Raw genomic sequence first — 16,985 nt, forward strand, 5'->3', positions numbered from 1 at the left:
GGGGAACGTGCGTTCCCGTGGAAAACCGAGGCGCCCCACCCCGCCTCGTCAGAGGCAGGGTGGGGCGCCGCAGTCAGGGCCCGCCAGCCCTAGAAGTCCATGTCGCCGGCAGGCTTGCCCGGCTCGGGGCGCTGGTGCTTCTCCGCCCTCTCGACGTCGGGCTGCTCGTCACGGCGACGGGGCTGCTGCTTGCTGCGCTCCTGCTCGCGCCGGGCGCGGTTCTTGTCCTGGGGGGACTGGCGGTTACCCATGTTCTTTCCTCACTGTCGGTGCACGCACCTTTGCGTGCAGTAACAGAACCAGTGCAACCCCACCTCTGAAAGCTGGCTGCTACATCTACTGCCGGGCCTTGATCCAGGCCTTGATTTGGCCCTTCGGACCGGCCTTCACCTAGGTACCGACCGCCGCCGCAGCCCCTGCCCCGGCCTGAAAAGTCCTCCGGTACGCCTGCGGCGACACTCCGATGGCCGCCTGCAGGTGCTGTCGCAGCGACGTCCCGGTGGCGAAACCGACCTCCGCCGCGACCCGGTCGACCGGCAGGTCGCTGGACTCCAGCAACTGCCGGGCCCGGTGCACCCGCTGCTGGATCAGCCACCGGCCAGGGCTCATGCCCGTCTCCTCCTGGAAACGGCGCGCGAAGGTGCGTGGGCTCATCCGGGCATGAGCGGCCAACTCCCGCAGGGCGAGCGAACGGTCGAGGTGCTCCAGGGCCCAGGCACGGGTGGCGGCGGTGCCGGTGACCCCGTCTTCCGGTATCGGCTGCTCGATGTACTGGGCCTGGCCGCCCTCCCGCCACGGTGGCACGACGCAGTGCCGCGCGACCCGGTTGGCGACCGCGCTGCCGTGGTCGGAGCGCACCACGTGCAGGCACACGTCCATGCCGGACGCGGCGCCCGCCGAGGTGAGTACGTCCCCGTCGTCCACGAACAACACGTCCGGATCCAGGGCCACTTGGGGGTACATCTCGCGGAAGTGGTCCGCGAGCGCCCAGTGCGTCGTCGCCGGCCGCCCGTCGAGCAGTCCGGCTGCGGCGAGCGTGAACGCCCCGGTGCAGATGGATACGAACCGCGTGCCCGGCCTGATGCGGGCCAGCGCGTCGCGGACCGGCTCGGACAGCTCTGCGGTGATGCGGCTCAGGTCGTACGGAGGCATGACCACCGTGTCCGCACTCTCAAGCGCCTCGGGGCCGTGCCCGACGGTGATGGTGAAGTCCGCGTTGGTGGACACCGTACGGTCGTCCGTCGCCGCGCAGGTCACCACCTCGTAAGCCCCGGGGACCATCGTGAAGACGCGGTCCGGGATGCCCAGCTCGAAGGGATAGACGCCGTCGAGCGCGAGGACGACCACGCGGTGCGGGCGGTCAGCGGGGAATTCCATCGAAGCCATGGCACGATCCTATCGCTGAATGGCTATCTTGCCATTGCCCAGGTCAGGCCTTTGCCGCACGCTGGACCCATGACCAACGACACCGCTTCTCAGCCCGCAGAGCCGAACCAGCCGACCATGAAGGCCATCAGGCAGGACGCCCTGGGCGAACCCGAGGTACTGAAGGAGGTCGAGGTCGCGCGCCCCAGGCCCGGCATCGGCCAGATCCTCGTCGCCGTGCACGCGGCGGGCGTGAACCCGACCGACTGGAAGCACCGCAGGTTCGGCGCCTTCCTGGGCAAGCCGCCGTTCACGCTCGGCTGGGACGTGTCGGGCGTCGTCGAGGAGGTCGGCATCGGCGTCTCGCTGTTCCAGCCGGGCGACGAGGTGTTCGGCATGCTGCCCTATCCGTACGGGGCCGGCTCGCACGCCGAGTACGTCACCGGGCCCACCCGCGCCTTCGTGCCGCGGCCCGCCGGGCTGAGCCACATCGAGGCGGGCGCCCTGCCGCTGGTCGCGCTCACCGCCTGGCAGGCCCTCGTCGACAACGCCCGCCTGGAGCCGGGACAGCGGGTGTTGGTGCACGCGGCGGCAGGCGGCGTGGGCCATGCCGCGGTGCAGATCGCCAAGGCACGCGGCGCGTACGTCATCGGCACGGCCTCCGCTGCCAAGCACGACTTCGTACGCGGCCTGGGCGCGGACGAGGTCATCGACTACCGCACCGCGGACTTCGTGAAGGAGGCCCACGACATCGACGTGGTCCTCGACCCGCTGGGCGGCGATGACCGGCTGCGCTCCCTGGAGGTGCTGCGGCCGGGCGGCATCCTGGTGTCGATCCTGCCGGGCAACTTCGGGGAAGTGACCGAGCGCGCAGCCGAGTTGGGCGTGCGGGCCACGGACATGCTGGTGGAACACGACCAGGCGGGCATGACGGCGATCGCGGGACTCGCCGAGTCCGGGCAACTGCGGGTCCACGTCTCGGACACGTACCCGCTCGCCGATGCCGCCAAGGCCCACGCGCAGGGTGAGACGGGCCGCGTCACGGGGAAGCTGGTGCTGACGGTCCGCCCGTAGGCGCGGCGGTGCCGCGCGGGCGGCACAGAGCAGGCGGGGCGGGCGGCACCGGACCGGTGCCGCCCGCCCCGCCTGCCGCACGGTGCACGCGCGGGCCTACGCGTAGAACACGGGTCGCTCGGCCAGTACGACCTCGACGCGCCCACCCTCGCGCTGGGACGCGATGCCCGCCTCGCACACGGCCGCCGTCGCATAGCCGTCCCAGGCACTGGGGCCGGTGGCCTCGCCCCTGCGGGTGGCGTCCACCCAGGCCTGCACCTCGCGGTCGTAGGCGTCCTCGAAACGCTCGACGTAGTCCGGAGGGACGCGGCCTCCCCAGCGGCCGTCGGCGCTGACCCGGGGCCCCGGCTCGTCCCCGATGCGCACGGTGCCCCGCTCGCAGACCGCTTCGGCCTGCACCTGGTAGCCGTACCCGCAGTGCCCGAAGATCTCGACGTCGACGAGCGCGCCCGACGCGGTCTGCAGGAGGACGAACTGGGGGTCGTTCATGCCTGCCGGGGCGTACGACGACGCCGTCGGCTTGAGCACGGTGATCGCGGTGATCTCCTGGTCGAGCAGCCAGCGGGTCGCGTCCACCTCGTGCGAGACCGAACTGCTGATGAGCATCTCGTCGGTGAATCCCGGCGGCATGTCCAGGTTGCGGTGCCGCTGGTGCAGCATCAGCGCCGCACCCAACGCACCGCTGTCCAGCAGCCTTTTGAGCTTGGCGTACTCGCCGTCGTAGCGCCGCATGAAGCCGACCTGGATGCGGCGGCGACCGAGACGCTGCTCCGCCTCCAGGATGCGCAGGGCGGATGCCGCGTCCGGAGTCATCGGCTTCTCGCACAGCACCGGCAGATCGCGGCCCAGGGCTTCGATCAGGGCCGCCTCGTGGGCGGGGCCGGGAGAGGCGATGAGTACGGCGTCCACCTCGTCCGCCGACATGGCGGCCGCGGCCTCCGTGTAGGCCGTACACCCGTCGATCGCGTCGGCGAGCGACTTCGCCCGGTCCGCCTCGATGTCCACGACGGCCGCCACGCGCGCCCCGCTGATGACCTCATGGATCCGGCGCACATGATCCGCGCCCATCTTCCCGGTTCCGATGACGGCAACACCGAGTTCTCGCTCACCTGACATGAGGATGCTGTCTCCTCTCCCGGTGAGGGACTCTCCCGCACCGCATCTCCAGCGACAGAATCCCCGATCCGCCGCACCGTCAACATCAGCAGAGACATCAGGGACAGCGGCCCCTTCATCGGTTGGGCAGCAGCGCCAACGTGGCGATGACTGCCCGGTGGTCCGTGCCCGGCATGGTCCGCTCGTCTACCGATATGCCCGCCAGACCCGAGCCGTGCAGAACGTGGTCGAGCTGTACCAGGGGTGGCAGGAGGCTCTTGTTGGCCGGCCAGGTGCGGGCCCAGCCCTTGCCGAGTTCGGCGTGCACGTCGATGAGCCCGCCCGATGAGAGCAGTTCGCGCATGGGTGCGTGGTCGAGAGTGGCGTTGAAGTCGCCCATGAACACCGTGTCGGGGCCGCTGTCATGGGCGACGGCGGTGAGGGCGGTCATGTCCCGGGTCCATCGCTGCGCGTCACCGAGCGGGTAGTACGTGTGAACGGCCACCAGCCGTACGGTGCGTCCTCCGACCGTCACCTGTGCGCTGGTCTGGGGCCAGGCGGTGTCCGCCTTCAGCGGGCCGCCGCGCGTCAGCGGAATCCGCGAGTAGAACGAGGAGTCGTTCTCGGGATGGAGCTCCTGGTACGGCAGAACCTTGCCCAAGCCGGCTTCGGCGAGCGCCTTGATCCCTGCGGACGGCAGCTCCTGCACGGCCAGGACATCTATCCGTTCGGACTTCACCAACCGCACCACCGCACGCGTATCCACCCTGCCGACATGGGTGTTGAGGGCGGCCACGCGCAACTCGGTTGCCTGCGCCGGGATGTGCCGCTGGTCGTGCGGGATGAACCGCGGCACCAGCAGCACAACGTAGGCAACTGCGAGCGCTGCGGCGACGATGACCAGCCACAGGTTGCGCAGAGCGGGGGTGGCGATCGTGGCGGTCAGTGCGAGCACGGCGAGTACGGCGGCATGGGGGAACAGAACCACCGGCACGGCGAGCGGGGTTCCCGCATCGAGGCCCGTCAGCCGTACGACGAGCAGGACCAGCAGCAGGGCGATCAGCGTGCCGCAGGCGAGGAGGGCCCACTTGCGGCCGCGGCGGCAGGAACCCTTGTCGCTGCCCTTGGCCGCGCGCCGCGTGCTCACGGCGGAGTCCGCCACTCCGGTGTGCGTCAGCCCTCTCACCTCCTCCGCGCCTTCTCGCGCCAGAGTACGGGCGGTGATCGCTCCGGCCCTCACAAGGGGGCGGGTCACTGGCCCGACGGTGCCAGATGTGCCCGCTCTCCCTGTGCGCCGAACAGGGCCAGCAGCTCTGCCGGTTGACTGTCCGCGCTGCCGATCCAGTGGGGTGTGCCGGTGTCGAACTCCGCCGCCTCGCCGACTCCGAGCTGGAACTCCTCCTCGCCGAGCACGAAACGGACGTGGCCGTTGAGGACGTAGAACCACTCGTATCCCTCGTGGGTCTGCAGGTTCAAGGTGGGTGCTCGGCCGGCGGGCGGATAGATCACCTTGTACGCCTGGATGCCGCCGGCCCGTCTGGTCAGCGGCACCATCACGAGGCCGGATCGCCGCACCGGTCGCAGGTGGACGCGCGGGTCGCCGGTGGGCGGCGCCGCGACCAGGTCGTCGAGCGGTACGCCGTGCGCGCGGGCCAGGGGCAGCAGTTGCTCGAGCGTGGGGCGGAGCCTGCCGTTCTCCAGGCGGGACAGGGTGCTCGCGGTGAGGCCGGTTTCCTGTGCCAGCCCCGCCAGCGTGGCGCTCCGTGCCTGGCGCAGGGCACGGAGGCGCGGCCCTACTCCGGCCAAGACGTCTTCTGCGGAGTTTTCCATGCCCCGATGATGCGGATCCGCAACTTTTCTTGCAAGGGAGAAACAGCGGTGCCGATGCTGTCGGTACATCACCGGCGTCGACATCGCGGATCGGATGCGATCCGATCACGCTCGGCATGCCGGACGACGAAAGGGCAACTCAGATGGACTCCACCCGAAGTGCCACCGCCCATGCCACAGGCGACCAGGACACGGCGGACGAAGGCGCCGAGCTGTTCTGGGAGCGGCATTACCGCACCCGCCGCGCCGCAGGCGCCCGCGTCAACCCGCTCCTCGCCGAGACCGCCGCACCCCTTCGCCCCGGCAGCGCCCTGGATCTGGGCTGCGGCTCGGGCGGCGACACCCTGTGGCTCGCCCAGCAGGGCTGGCACGTCACCGCCGTGGACATCTCCACGACGGCCGTCGAGCGGGTGCGGGACCAGGCGCGGGCTCTCGGCGTCGGGGACCGGGTCGTCGCCGAACAGCACGACCTGGCGAGGAGTTTCCCTGCCGGGCCGTTCGATCTCGTCTCCGCCCAGTACTTCCACACCCCGTTCGCGTTCCCCCGCGGCCAAGTCCTGCGTACCGCCGCTCAGGCACTGCGACCCGGCGGCCTCCTGCTCGTCGTCGACCACGGCTCCACCGCCCCCTGGTCGTGGAACCAGGACCCCGACATCCACTACCCCACACCCGCCGAGATCGCCGCCGAACTCGAACTCGACCCCGCGCACTGGTCCGTACTGCGCTCCGACATGCCCCGGCGGCAGGCCACCGGGCCCACCGGTGAGACCGCCGACGTCACCGACAACGTCCTGCTCGTCCAGCGTGTGCACGTTCACGTCGGAACGGAGTGACGCGATGACTCGCGCGAAGGACACCGGACCTCCACGGACCGGCGCCGACGAAAAGGCCACCCTGCAAGGCTTCCTCGACTACCTGCGGAACTCGATCGCGGACAAGGTCGCGGGCGCGCCGGAACCCCAAGTCCGAACGGGCGGCGTGCCTTCGGGCACCAGTCTTCTGGGGCTGCTCAAGCATCTTGCGTACGTCGAACGCTTCTACTTCCTCGGAGAGGATGCCGGCGGCTGGCCCGCGACCCTCCGCCCTTCCGCGCAGGACACCATCGACGGCGTGCTCGCCGACTACCGCGAGACCGTCGAGCGGGCGAACCAAGTCATCGACGCCTGCCCGGATCTGACGCTTCCCGCACCGCGACCCCCGCGCCGCGGGCCGGGGCCCTCGATGCGATGGGTCCTGGTGCACATGATCGAAGAGACCGGTCGGCACACCGGCCACGCCGACATCCTCCGTGAGCAGATCGACGGATCCACGGGTCGCTGACCGGCCGACGCGCCGCCATGACCCTCCACCGTCAGCGGAGGTCGTGCGCCGGAGAAGGTGCGGCATCCGCGTCGTCTCCGGTCTGCTCTGCCACCACCGCGGGCTTCGGCCCGGAGGGTTCCGGCAGGGTGCGAAACAACAGCCAGCTCAGTACGGGCATCAGGATCAGCGGAGCCAGCGCGGTACGCAGGGATGTCGCGTCGGCGATGCTGCCGACGAGCGGGCTGACCAGGCCACCGACGCTGACAGTCAGCCCCAACGTGACTCCGCCGGCGGTGCCGACACGTGTGGGCAGGTAGTCCTGGCCGAGGGTGATCTGCAGCGAGAAGGGGACGTACAGGCCGATGGAGGTCAGCGCCACGAACACGTAGAACACCGGGCCGGGGACGAACACGGTGCCCGCGACGGCGACGATCGAGAGGAGGTAGGACCAGCCTGCGACGTTGACCCGGTCCCAGCGGTCGGCCAGATTGCCGCCCAGGATGGAGCCGACCGCCCCGCCGATGTACAGGACGAAGAGTGCCGCGGTGCCGGCTGCCGCACTGCCTCCCATGCGCTGCCGGGCGTAGAGCGCGATGAACGTACTCAGGCAGACGAAGACGATGGACCGGAAGACCACGGCCAGCGACAGCTTCACGAACGACGCCTTGTCGTCGGTGCCCACCACGGCCGCGGGGCCGGAGCCGTCGCGTCCCGTCTTGCCCAGTGTGTGGAGGACCGGCAGGCAGAGCACACTGCCGACGAGGGCCGGCAGGACGAGCAGCGGTGACAGGCGCAGGCCGCCGGAGGCGACGACGGCGGTGACCATGAGGGGCGCGGCGGCGAAGCCCAGATTGCCGCCGACCGAGAACCAGCCCATCGCGCTGTGGCTGCCCTTGCTGACGAGCCTTGCGACGCGGGCGGACTCGGGGTGGTAGGCGGCGACCCCGACGCCGGACACCGCCACGAACAGCAACGTCAGTGTGTAGGAGCCGCTCAGGCCGCTCAGGGCGATGCCGAGTCCGCCGAGGATCGTGCTCACCGGCAGGATCCAGGGCATCGCCCAGCGGTCGGTGAGCATCCCGAACACGGGCTGGGCCACCGAGGACAGCAGCGACGCGGCGAGCACGATGCCCGAGACCGCGGCATAGGTGTACGCACGCTCGGCCACGAAGAAGGGGACGAGGGAGGCGACCGAGCCCTGATAGATGTCCACGCAGGCATGGCCGACCGACAGCAGAGTGATCGATTGCTTTCTTGACACGTCACCAGAGTCACCGCCCGGCCACCTGTCGCGCTTCCGATAAACTGCCAAGTAATGACAGAAATCCGCCACCAGCCTGTCGCGCCGACCCGCACCCAGCCGATGGCGTCCGGGGCGGCGATCGGCGCCCACCGCCACGACGACCACCAGATCGTCTACGCGGGCCGGGGAGTCCTCGCCGTGACGACGAGCACCGGCTCGTGGATCGCACCGGCCACGCGCGCCATCTGGGTTCCCGCCGGGACCACGCACGCGCACCAGGCGCACGGCGACCTGGAACTGCACCTGGTCGGCCTGCCCGCGAAGGACAATCCGCTCGGTCTCGACGAGCCGACCGTGCTGGCCGTCGGCCCCCTCCTGCGGGAACTGATCCTCGCCTACACGCACACCCCGCACGACGAGAGCCCTGAGCGACGGCGGTTGCGGGCCGTGCTCCTCGACCAGTTGCGGGCCTCGGCCCAGCAGCCCTTACACCTGCCCGCCCCGACCACGCCGCAGCTGCAGGCGGTGTGCGAGATCCTTCACGCGGATCCGGCCGACGGCCGCACGCTGGCCGCGCTGGGCCGGGAGGTCGGCGCAAGCGACCGCACCCTCTCCCGCCGCTTCAAGGCCGAACTCGGCATGACCTTCCCGCAGTGGCGCACCCAACTGCGCCTGTACCACGCCCTGATCATGCTCGCCGAGAACACTCCCGTGACGACCGTGGCCCACCGGTGCGGATGGTCGTCGGCCAGCGCGTTCATCGATGTCTTCCGCCGCACGTTCGGACACACTCCAGGAACCCACCACCCGACCCACCACCGGTGGTCGGCATTTGCTTGAAGCTTCCGCACCCGGCATGGAACTCTGAGCCGCCGTGATCGAATCCTCACACGGCGCCCGGAAGGAGTCCGAACCATGCTGGACGGCTGCACCCCGCACCTGCCCGAGACCATCGGCCGCTACTACGACCAGGGTTTCTACCAAGGCGCCGCGCTGCCCCAACTCCTGGCCGGGCACGCCCGCGCGTACGGAACCCGCACGGCGCTCGTCCACGGCGAACGTCGTCTCACCTACCGCGAACTGAACCGCCGCGTCGACCGCCTGGCTGCCGGGCTCACTCTCCGCGGCATCCGCTCCGGCGACCGCGTCATCGTCCAGCTCCCGAACGTGCCCGAGTTCGTCGTCACCGTCTACGCGCTCATGCGGGCCGGCGCAGTCCCGGTGTTCGCGCCCACCTCGTACCGCGCCGAGGAGATCGGGTACCTCGCCCGGACAACTGAAGCCGCCGCCTATATAGGGCCCGGCATCCACCGCGGCTTCGACCACGCCAAAATGATCGAGGCCATCAGCGATGAGCGTCCGCGCCTGCGCCGCGTCTTCACTCTCGACGGCCCCGAAGGCCCGCAGAGCGGCTTCACCACCGCCCTCAGCGGATGTCTGTTCTTTCCCCTCAGCTCCGTGGACGCCCCGATGGACCCGGAGCGCACGTACGACCCCAACGACGTCGCGTTCCTGCTGCCGTCGGGCGGGGCCGCGGCCCTGCCCCCTCTGGTGCCGCGTACCCACAACGACTACGCGTACCAGAGCCGGGCATCGGCCGAACTGATCGACCTCGGCCCCGAGGACGTCTACCTCGCGGCCCTTCCGGCCGAGTCCAACTTCGCCTTCGGCTCCCCCGGGATCGTCGGCACCCTCACCGTCGGCGGCACCGTCGTCCTCATCGGCGACGACCCTGAACCCGGCGACGCCTTCCGCGCGATCGAGACCGAGGGGGTCACCGTCACCTCCCTGGTCCCCGACGTCGCGCGCCTGTGGCTGGACGCCCTCTCCGACGGTCGGTACGACCTCTCCAGCCTGCGCCTCATCCAGATCGGCGGAGCAGGTCACCACCCCGGGCTCGCGGCCCGTATCCAACCCACCTTCGGCTGCCGCTTGCAACAGGTCTTCGGGACGCCCGAGGGACTGCTCTCCCTCACCCGCCTCACCGACACCGAAGACGTCATCCATCACACGCAGGGGCGCCCCCTCTCCCCCGGTGACGAGATCCGCGTCACCGATTCGGACGGCGACGACGTACCGGTGGGGACTCCCGGCCACCTCTGGACGCGCGGCCCCTACACGCTGCGTGGCTACTACAAGGCCCCCGACGAGAACAGCCGCGCCTTCACGCCCGACGGTCTCCACAAGACCGGTGTCATCGCCCGCCTCACCGAAGACGGCGACCTGGTCGTCGAAGGCCGCGCATAGGCGTCTCCGGGCCGGGACGGCTGCGACAATCCCGTACGAGTTGGCTCACATACGACGGGATATGCTCGCCGCATGATCTACCCGTTCCTCTTCGGCGTCACCATCCTGCTCACGGTCGCTGCCGTGGGCGTCTGGGTGTGCCTGGAGTTCTGCAAGGCCTGCCGCGAGCGTAGGCACACGCCGCTGCCCGGCAGGACCGCCGCAGACGGCCGTTAGAACCGCACCGATCACTGCTCGCGTATCCAGGCGAGCGTCAGCCGCGTCTCACGGAGCCGCCAGCCCGCAGGCGTCCGCACCACGGTGCAGGCAAGCCGCAGGCCGCTCGCCACGTGGGGCGCCTGGCCCTCCCGGTAGAAGTACACCAGCGAGTTTCCCGAGGCGGCCGCCTCATCGCCGTTGACGTCCACCAGGAGGTCAGTGGTCACGTGCTGCGTGTACTCGCCTTCGACCTCAGTCTGTCGCATGAAGTCGATGAGCTCGTCGAGGCCGCGGATTTCAGCCGCGCGCGGCGAGTGCCCCACCACGTCGTCGGTGAAGACGGTGTCCGCCTCGTCCCACCGCTTCTCGTCGAGCAGCCGCGCCAAGCGGCTGAACAGGTCGGCGATCTCGATGCGGTCGGCGACCGGAGCACTCGTGGATGTGGCAGGTATGGCAGACATGACATCCTCTTTCGTTGGCGCATCCAACATTGGCGCCGCCAACCATACAGAGATTCATTGGCCGCGCCAACGATGTAGAGTGACTGTCGTGGAAGAGACCCCAGCGCACCTGACCGCGAAGCCGAGTTGGCTCCTCACTCAGGTGGCAGTGCACGCCCACCGGCTGGCGTCCGAGGGCTTCGGCGAGGTGGGCGCGCGCGGATACCACTACCGGATCCTGGCCGCGCTGGCCGAGTTCGGAGTGGCCAGCCAGGCCGAGTTGGGCCGCAGGTGCAGCATGGACCGCAGCGATGTCGTGGCGGCGATCAATGAACTGGCCGCGCAGGAGTACGTCGAGCGGACTCCGGACCCGGACGACCGACGGCGCAACAGGGTGACCGTCACCACGGCGGGCCGACGGCAGCTGCGCCGCATGGACCAAGCGCTCGACAGGGTCCAGGACGACCTGCTGGGGCCACTCTCGGCCGAGGACAGGCAGACCTTGACCAGCCTGCTGACTCGACTGCTCACACACCACCAGCAGTCCTAGAACCCCCGCCAAAGCAGCCCTAGAAGCCCCGCAAAACCGAACCACACCGGATCTGGCCTGGAGGGACGGACTTGAGGACGACTACCCGGACCGTGTGCTACGCCACCGGCGGCGACCGCAAACCACTCGACATACACACGTCCGGGCAGCCGGACGATCGGTGTGTGCTGCTGTGGCACGGGATGGGACCCGACGAGCGGGACGTACTGGCCTCACTGGCCAGGGAGATCGCTGGTCTGGGTCCCACCGTCCTTGTCCCCGACTGGCGTTCGGACGAGGCCGACGACGGCCGGGAACACCTCACCGACAGCCTGCGGTTCGCCCGCGACTACGTGCGCGACTACGTGCGCGAATCCAACGAGGGGCCGGGCCAGTTGATTCTCGCGGGGTGGTCGGCTGGGGCAGGCGCCGCGCTGGGCGTAGCCCTCCAGCCCGAACTCTTCGGCGGCTGGCGGCCCGCTGCGGTGGTCGGCATCGCGGGCGGCTACCGGCGTCCGGCACGCACGACCGGCACCGCGCCTCTCCAGGCGGTCGGCCGAGCGGTCGCGCCGGTGCCCGTACTGCTCGTCCATGGCACCCAGGACACGGTCGTGCCCGTCGAATCCTCCCGCGAGCTGCACGCAGCCCTCCTCACGCACAACTGGGACTCGGAGCTGTCCGAACAGGCCACCGACCACGCCGGGGTGCTGGGCTGCGTGTACGAGTCCCCCGCGCGACGGTGTCTGCCGGCGACCGAGCCCTCCGTGGCGGAACTCGGCAGAGAGACGGCCCGCGTCATAGCGAGCGCTGTACCGCCGGTCACGCGGGCGTGAGGCGATACGCCCGGCCGCCGACGACTGCTCCGCCCTGCCGGACGCGATGGCCCGGCACAGACAGCAGGCGGCCGCGGCAACCGCGGCCGGGCCTCACTGGAAGGCCGGGATGACTTCCTTGATGAACAGCTCCAGGGACTTGCGCTTCTCCTCGTGCGAGAGGCCCGTGTCGATCCAGAAGCTGTACTCGTCGACGCCGAGTTCCTCGTAGGCCCGCAGCCGCTCGACGACCTCCTCCGGGGTGCCGATCATCGCGGTCCTGTGCAGCGCCTCCGGTTCGAACTCGGGGCGGCCCTCGAACTTCGACTCCGGGCTGGGCGCGAGGAAGCCGTTGTCAGGGGTGGCCTTGTTGCCGAACCAGGCATCGAAGGTCCGGTAGAAACGGTTGATCGCCTCAGCGGCCGGGCGCCAGCCGTCGTGCTCGTCGGGCGAGTGGACGTGTGTGTGCCGCAGGACCATCAGGTCGGGACGCGGCACCTCTGGGTGGTGGGCCACGGCGGTGTCGAACTTCCGCTTGAGGTCGGCGACTTCCTCGTCGCCCTTCATCAGCGGGGTGACCATGACGTTGCAGCCCTGGGCCACGGCGAAGTCGTGGGAGTCGGGGTCGCGTGCGGCGATCCACATCGGCGGGGTGGGCTGCTGAACCGGCTTGGGCACGCTGGTCGACGTGGGGAACTGCCAGATCTCGCCGTCGTGGGCGTAGTCACCCTGCCAGAGCGCCCGAACGGCGGGCACGAGCTCGCGCAGGTGCTTCCCGCCGTCGCGGGCCGAGACACCGTCGGTCATCCGATCGAACTCGAACTGGTAGGCGCCGCGGGCGAGTCCGACCTCCATGCGGCCGTTGCTGATGACATCGAGCAGGGCACATTCACCGGCGGCCCGGATCGGGTGCCAGAACGGGGCGATGATCGTCCCCGCGCCCAGGCGGATGGTGGAGGTCTTCGCGGCCAGGTGGGCGAGCAGCGGCATGGGGCTGGGCGAGATGGTGTACTCCATCGCGTGGTGCTCACCGATCCACACGGTGGAGAAGCCGCCTGCCTCGGCCATGAGGGCGAGTTCGGAGAGGTTCTCGAACAACTGCCGGTGGCTGACCTCCTCGTCCCAGCGCTCCATGTGCACGAACAGCGAAAACCTCATGACAGCTCCTCGATGGTGATGTCCCCGGTGGCCCAGTGGGTGCGGGGGACTTCGTGGACGACGACCCGGATGTGTTCGGACCGGGTGCCGGTGGTGCGCAGGACCGCGGCGTGCACCTCGTGCAGCAGGTCCCGGATCTGTGCCGGGGTGCGGCCCTCGGCGAGGGTGATGGCGACCTGTGGCATGTCAGCTCCGCATGGTGAACGGGTCGGCCACGGGCTCCTCGCTCGTGTTGATCCAGACGCTCTTGAGCCGGGTGTACTCGTTGATGGACTCGGTGCCGTGTTCGACGCCGGCACCGCTGGTCTTGAAGCCCTGCCGCGGCGACATCGGGGACATGGCCCGGTAGGTGTTGACCCAGACGGTCCCGGCGTCCAGGCGCGCCGCCATCCGGTGCGCGCGGGAGAGGTTCGTCGTCCAGACGCCGGCCGCGAGCCCGTAGTCGGTGTCGTTGGCCAGGCCCACGACCTCGTCCTCGGAGTCGAACGGCATGACCGCGAGGACGGGCCCGAAGATCTCCTCTCGGACGACGCGCATGGTGTTGTCGACGTCCACGAGGATGGTGGGCTCGTAGAAGTAGCCGCCGAGCCCGCCGTCGGTGGAGTGTCCGCCGGTCAGCACGCGGGCGCCTTCGGTGCGGCCGAGGTCGACGTACCCGGCCACCTTCTCGCGTTGGGCGGCGAAGGCCAGCGGTCCCAGTTCGGTCGTCTCGTCCATGGGGTCGCCGATGCGGATGGTCTTGGCGCGTTCACAGACGCGGTCGAGCAGTTCGTCGTAGACGGACCGGTGGGCGAACACGCGGCTGCCGGCGATGCAGGTCTGTCCGGCGGCGGCGAAGATCCCGGCGATGACGCCCATCGCGGCGTTGGGGATGTTCGCGTCACCGAAGACGATGTTGGGTGACTTGCCGCCGAGTTCGAGCGTCGAGCCGACGAACCGGCTCGCGGTCGCCGCGGCGATGCGCGATCCGGTGGCGGTGCTGCCGGTGAAGGAGATCTTCGCGAGGTCGTGGTGGTCGACCAGTGCCTGCCCGGCCTCGGCGCCGAACCCGGTGACGACGTTCACCGCGCCCGGCGGGAACCCTGCTTCGAGCGCCAGCTCGGCGAGCTTGAGGACGGTGGCCGACGTGTACTCCGAGGGCTTGATCACCACGGTGTTGCCCGCGCACAGAGCGGGCGCCAGTTTGCTGCTGGTCAGCGTCAGCGGCGAGTTCCAGGGGGTGATCGCGCCGACGACGCCGAGCGGCTCGCGGGCGGTGTAGTTCAGCACCTGGCGGTCGGAGGTGGGGATGAAGTCGCCGTGGATCTTGTCGGCGAGGCCCGCGTAGTAGTGGAAGTACTCGGGCAGGGCGGCCAGTTGTCCGCGCATCTCGCGCAGCAGTTTGCCGTTGTCCTGCGTCTCCCCGCGGGCGAGGTCCTCGGCGTTCTCGGCGATCAGGTCGCCGAGGCGGCGCAGGAGGTGTCCGCGGCGCGTCTGGCTGAGGTCGCGCCAGCGCGGGTCCTCGAAGGCCTTGCGTGCACAGGCCACGGCCCGGTCGACGTCTGCCGCGTTCCCGCGCGCCGCCCGGTAGAGGACCTGGCGCGTGGCCGGGTTGGTGCTCTCGAAGTACTCCCCCGACGCGGGCTCGACCCACGTACCGCCGATGAAGTGCTGCAGCGTGGTGAGTTCAGACATGTGCGCGCTCTCCGATGAAGGTGGTGAGACGGTCGACGAACGCCTCGGGGCACTCGACGGGCAGCATGTGACGCGCCGCGGGGATGACGGCCGCGCGGCAGTGCGCGAGCGCCCCGGCCAGCCGGTGGGTCATCTCCGGGGTGGAGCCGGGATCGTTCTCCCCCGTCATCGCCAGGGCGCGTACGGCGATGGCGCCCAGGTCCGGCGCGAGTTCGGCGTCCGCGGTGGCGAACACGCGGTAGCAGGCGAGGAAGGATCCGACCTCATTGGCCAGGAGCGTGGCCTTGGTGCGGGCGACGCGACCGGGGTCGACGTCGGTGCCCGCGTACCACCGCTCCAGGGATGCGGCGATGCTGGCCGCGAAGTCGGATTCCGCGGCGCGCAGCCTCTCCAGGACGGATGCCCGCTCCTGAGGTGTGCGCTCGCACACCGAGCTGACCGAGGTCAGCGTGGCCACCAACTCCGGTCGGTGCAGGGCGACATGCTGCGCGACGAGCGCGCCGAGCGAGAATCCGACCAGGTGCGAGCTCGCGGGAATCTCGCCGATGACCCCGTCGGCCAGGTCGGTGAGCGTCACCCCGTCGCGTACGGGCGGGCGCGTGCCGTGGCCCGGCAGGTCGGGGGCGATGACGGTGAATCGGTCGGCCAGGAGCGCGGCGGCGGGCTCCCACATGGAGTGGTCGAGCCCGACGCCGTGCAGCAGCACCACGGTGGGCTTGCTCATGGCTGCCTACTGCTCGGTCGACAGAGGTGCGAGGCGCTGCTGCGGGCGGCCCTGCGCGGCGGCGGCGAGCGCGATGACGATCTCGTTCGGGTGGGGAGCGTCGGTGAGCCGGATCTCGATGGTCTGGTGGTGTGAACGGATCGTGGCGTCGGTGATGTGCTTCAGCGGGATGTCGAAGACGACGCCGGCTGGTCCGCGCTTCTCGACCGCGGGCAGCAGGGTGGTGGCGCCCGCGGCCTTGCGGAAGTGGTCGCCGAACTTGAGCGTGTGGATCAGCGCCGAGCCGTGCTCGATCTCGCCGTCCAGGCCGACGACGGCCGCCTTGCCGTACGCCTCCGCGGGAGCCTCCAGGGCGTCGAGCACCGCGGGGGCGAGGAGTGCGCCGAGGTCGGAGGCGTGCGCGTCGATGCCGGGGTTGAGGTCTTCGACGAAGCCCTGGCCGGCCCACGGGTTCTCGATCACCGCTGCGACGACGGCGATCCGGGTGGGGCGGCTGACTGCGCGGCCGCCTTCGGTGCGGATCTCCTCGACGACGGTCACGATCTTGCGGACGCTCATGAGGGGACTACCTCCAGGGTTTCGGTGGTGACGACGGGGTCGGTCATGCGGTCCCCGATACGGGGGTGGGGGCGCGGCCCCGTCGACGCCGCCGCGATGACGACGATCTCGTCGGCGCGCGGGGCGTCGGGAACACGGGCGCTGATGGTCTGGTAGTGGCTGCGGGTCGCGGCGAGTGTCTTGTGCCAGAGCGGGACGATCAGCGTCTCGCCCGCCTCGGCGCGTGTGTCGGCGAAGCAGATGATCGACTCGCCCTGGAGGAACTCCCGGACCAGATTGCCGAAGTACGGGGTGTGGATGAGGGCACCGGCGTGCTCGATCTCGCCCGCCGTGCCGACGACGGCGGCCTTGCCGAACGCTTCGATCTCGTCCACGCCGCCGAGCACGCCGATGAGCCGGTCGGTCAGCACCTTCGCAAGGACCGGGGCGACGCGTTCCTGCTGCGGGGACAGATCAGTCGATGGTCCGGCGCCCACCCAGGGATTCCGGATGACGGCGGCGACGCTGGCGCGGCCCGCCGGTTGCGCGGGCACCTCGCCCGCTTCGGTGAGGACGACGTCGCGGTAGAGCACGAGCTTGCGGAGACCGATGCTTTCGTCCGCACGATGATCCAGGTTGCTCTCTTGCATGCCACAGGACGTTAGACATGCTCGCTAGTGCCGGTCAAGAGGCAAAAGGCGGGGGACTTCCCCAAACACCCAAGAAGGCGCAGGACTCCCCCATAATTTGGCTCTGA

Annotated in this window: 21 protein-coding genes; 8 read left to right on the forward strand and 13 right to left on the reverse strand. The window is 70.0% G+C overall.

Going from position 1 to position 16,985, the window contains the following annotated elements; translation table 11 throughout:
• Window positions 1–89: 89 nt before the first annotated feature.
• A complete protein-coding gene (locus tag AC5P1C_RS37560) occupies window positions 90–251 on the reverse strand; it encodes a hypothetical protein (protein ID WP_493870458.1) in 162 nt (53 codons plus the stop codon).
• A gap of 139 nt (window positions 252–390) precedes the next feature.
• On the reverse strand, window positions 391–1,386 hold the full coding sequence (locus AC5P1C_RS37565; protein WP_493870459.1) for a GlxA family transcriptional regulator: 996 nt from the start codon (window positions 1,384–1,386) through the stop codon (window positions 391–393).
• Window positions 1,387–1,455: 69 nt separating this feature from the next.
• Here AC5P1C_RS37565 and AC5P1C_RS37570 point away from each other — a divergent pair, with 69 nt between their 5' ends.
• A complete protein-coding gene (locus tag AC5P1C_RS37570; RefSeq protein WP_493870460.1) occupies window positions 1,456–2,439 on the forward strand; it encodes an NADP-dependent oxidoreductase in 984 nt (327 codons plus the stop codon).
• Window positions 2,440–2,535: 96 nt separating this feature from the next.
• Here AC5P1C_RS37570 and AC5P1C_RS37575 read toward each other — a convergent pair whose 3' ends face one another.
• From AC5P1C_RS37575 to AC5P1C_RS37585, 3 genes are all read right to left on the reverse strand, one after another.
• A complete protein-coding gene (locus AC5P1C_RS37575; protein WP_493870461.1) occupies window positions 2,536–3,555 on the reverse strand; it encodes a Gfo/Idh/MocA family protein in 1,020 nt (339 codons plus the stop codon).
• 115 nt (window positions 3,556–3,670) lie between these two features.
• Window positions 3,671–4,681 (reverse strand): endonuclease/exonuclease/phosphatase family protein, encoded by a 1,011-nt coding sequence (locus tag AC5P1C_RS37580; RefSeq protein WP_493870462.1) that lies wholly within the window; start codon window positions 4,679–4,681, stop codon window positions 3,671–3,673.
• A 104-nt stretch (window positions 4,682–4,785) separates the two neighbouring features.
• Window positions 4,786–5,364: a helix-turn-helix domain-containing protein gene (locus AC5P1C_RS37585; protein WP_493870463.1), complete on the reverse strand. Its 579-nt coding sequence runs from the start codon at window positions 5,362–5,364 to the stop codon at window positions 4,786–4,788.
• A 143-nt stretch (window positions 5,365–5,507) separates the two neighbouring features.
• Here AC5P1C_RS37585 and AC5P1C_RS37590 point away from each other — a divergent pair, with 143 nt between their 5' ends.
• Together AC5P1C_RS37590 and AC5P1C_RS37595 are read left to right on the forward strand one after the other, a co-directional pair.
• Complete coding sequence (locus tag AC5P1C_RS37590) at window positions 5,508–6,197, forward strand: SAM-dependent methyltransferase (RefSeq protein ID WP_493870464.1); 690 nt, start codon at window positions 5,508–5,510, stop codon at window positions 6,195–6,197.
• A gap of 4 nt (window positions 6,198–6,201) precedes the next feature.
• Window positions 6,202–6,684: a DinB family protein gene (locus AC5P1C_RS37595; RefSeq protein ID WP_493870465.1), complete on the forward strand. Its 483-nt coding sequence runs from the start codon at window positions 6,202–6,204 to the stop codon at window positions 6,682–6,684.
• A gap of 31 nt (window positions 6,685–6,715) precedes the next feature.
• On the opposite strand, the gene AC5P1C_RS37600 is transcribed toward AC5P1C_RS37595, so the two are convergent.
• Window positions 6,716–7,927 (reverse strand): MFS transporter, encoded by a 1,212-nt coding sequence (locus AC5P1C_RS37600; protein ID WP_493870466.1) that lies wholly within the window; start codon window positions 7,925–7,927, stop codon window positions 6,716–6,718.
• Window positions 7,928–7,981: 54 nt separating this feature from the next.
• Between AC5P1C_RS37600 and AC5P1C_RS37605 the strand changes: the two genes are divergently transcribed.
• The 3 genes from AC5P1C_RS37605 to AC5P1C_RS37615 all read left to right on the forward strand — a co-directional run bounded on the left by AC5P1C_RS37605 (window position 7,982) and on the right by AC5P1C_RS37615 (window position 10,372).
• Window positions 7,982–8,749, forward strand: a complete 768-nt coding sequence (locus AC5P1C_RS37605; RefSeq protein ID WP_493870467.1) for an AraC family transcriptional regulator — start codon at window positions 7,982–7,984, stop codon at window positions 8,747–8,749.
• A gap of 75 nt (window positions 8,750–8,824) precedes the next feature.
• Window positions 8,825–10,156: a (2,3-dihydroxybenzoyl)adenylate synthase gene (locus AC5P1C_RS37610; RefSeq protein ID WP_493870468.1), complete on the forward strand. Its 1,332-nt coding sequence runs from the start codon at window positions 8,825–8,827 to the stop codon at window positions 10,154–10,156.
• Between the two features lie 72 nt (window positions 10,157–10,228).
• Complete coding sequence (locus tag AC5P1C_RS37615) at window positions 10,229–10,372, forward strand: hypothetical protein (RefSeq protein WP_493870469.1); 144 nt, start codon at window positions 10,229–10,231, stop codon at window positions 10,370–10,372.
• Window positions 10,373–10,383: 11 nt separating this feature from the next.
• On the opposite strand, the gene AC5P1C_RS37620 is transcribed toward AC5P1C_RS37615, so the two are convergent.
• Window positions 10,384–10,815 (reverse strand): nuclear transport factor 2 family protein, encoded by a 432-nt coding sequence (locus AC5P1C_RS37620; RefSeq protein ID WP_493870470.1) that lies wholly within the window; start codon window positions 10,813–10,815, stop codon window positions 10,384–10,386.
• 88 nt (window positions 10,816–10,903) lie between these two features.
• Between AC5P1C_RS37620 and AC5P1C_RS37625 the strand changes: the two genes are divergently transcribed.
• Together AC5P1C_RS37625 and AC5P1C_RS37630 are read left to right on the forward strand one after the other, a co-directional pair.
• Window positions 10,904–11,344 carry a MarR family winged helix-turn-helix transcriptional regulator gene (locus AC5P1C_RS37625; protein ID WP_493870471.1) on the forward strand — a complete coding sequence of 147 codons (441 nt, stop codon included), beginning with the start codon at window positions 10,904–10,906 and terminating at the stop codon, window positions 11,342–11,344.
• Window positions 11,345–11,415: 71 nt separating this feature from the next.
• Window positions 11,416–12,156, forward strand: a complete 741-nt coding sequence (locus tag AC5P1C_RS37630; protein WP_493870472.1) for an alpha/beta hydrolase — start codon at window positions 11,416–11,418, stop codon at window positions 12,154–12,156.
• A 93-nt stretch (window positions 12,157–12,249) separates the two neighbouring features.
• Here the strand turns inward: AC5P1C_RS37630 and AC5P1C_RS37635 are convergent, their stop codons facing one another.
• The 6 genes from AC5P1C_RS37635 to AC5P1C_RS37660 are packed head-to-tail and all read right to left on the reverse strand — an operon-like array spanning window position 12,250 to window position 16,878.
• Window positions 12,250–13,293 carry an LLM class flavin-dependent oxidoreductase gene (locus AC5P1C_RS37635; RefSeq protein WP_493870473.1) on the reverse strand — a complete coding sequence of 348 codons (1,044 nt, stop codon included), beginning with the start codon at window positions 13,291–13,293 and terminating at the stop codon, window positions 12,250–12,252.
• Window positions 13,290–13,478 carry a tautomerase family protein gene (locus AC5P1C_RS37640; protein WP_493870474.1) on the reverse strand — a complete coding sequence of 63 codons (189 nt, stop codon included), beginning with the start codon at window positions 13,476–13,478 and terminating at the stop codon, window positions 13,290–13,292. Before AC5P1C_RS37640 ends, AC5P1C_RS37635 begins: the two co-directional genes overlap by 4 nt.
• Window position 13,479: 1 nt before the next feature.
• Window positions 13,480–14,967 carry an aldehyde dehydrogenase gene (locus AC5P1C_RS37645; RefSeq protein ID WP_493870475.1) on the reverse strand — a complete coding sequence of 496 codons (1,488 nt, stop codon included), beginning with the start codon at window positions 14,965–14,967 and terminating at the stop codon, window positions 13,480–13,482.
• Complete coding sequence (locus tag AC5P1C_RS37650) at window positions 14,960–15,691, reverse strand: alpha/beta fold hydrolase (RefSeq protein WP_493870476.1); 732 nt, start codon at window positions 15,689–15,691, stop codon at window positions 14,960–14,962. Before AC5P1C_RS37650 ends, AC5P1C_RS37645 begins: the two co-directional genes overlap by 8 nt.
• Window positions 15,692–15,697: 6 nt before the next feature.
• Complete coding sequence (locus AC5P1C_RS37655) at window positions 15,698–16,249, reverse strand: amino acid synthesis family protein (protein WP_493870477.1); 552 nt, start codon at window positions 16,247–16,249, stop codon at window positions 15,698–15,700.
• Entirely contained in the window at window positions 16,246–16,878 is a 633-nt protein-coding gene (locus AC5P1C_RS37660) for an amino acid synthesis family protein (protein WP_493870478.1), read from the reverse strand. The genes AC5P1C_RS37655 and AC5P1C_RS37660 overlap by 4 nt, the downstream gene beginning before the upstream one ends.
• Window positions 16,879–16,985: the final 107 nt, after the last annotated feature.

The sequence above is a fragment of the Streptomyces sp. A18 genome (assembly GCF_059026065.1).